1 pseudogene is annotated in these 278 nt (G+C 62.6%); it reads right to left on the minus strand.

Annotated features, from left to right (window positions below):
* Positions 1 to 250 (minus strand): annotated as a pseudogene (locus FS767_RS22225) (PAS domain-containing protein); the annotation flags it as partial.
* Positions 251 to 278: the final 28 nt, after the last annotated feature.

The raw sequence follows: 278 nt of genomic DNA on the forward strand, positions 1-278 counted from the left end.
GCTGCAGTCGGCGGCTGTATTCCTGGTTGCGGACGTGCGCCGGAATGAGGTCCGCCAGGGGGCGTCCCAGCACATCCGCGGCGCGCACGCCCATCTCCTTTTCGAAGTTGGCGTTCACCGCGGAGATGCACCCGCGGCCATCCAGTTCCAGGCCCAGCATTTCCACGTCGAGCTCGGCCTTCAGCCGCTTGAAGGAATCCACCTGCTCGCGGAGGCGCTGCAGTTCTTGTTTTAGGCCTTTGTTGAACATGACACGCCCCTGGTTGGGAGATTAGGTT

Source organism: Pseudomonas sp. DE0010 (assembly GCF_007680745.1).
GTDB lineage: Bacteria > Pseudomonadota > Gammaproteobacteria > Pseudomonadales > Pseudomonadaceae > Aquipseudomonas > Aquipseudomonas parafulva_B.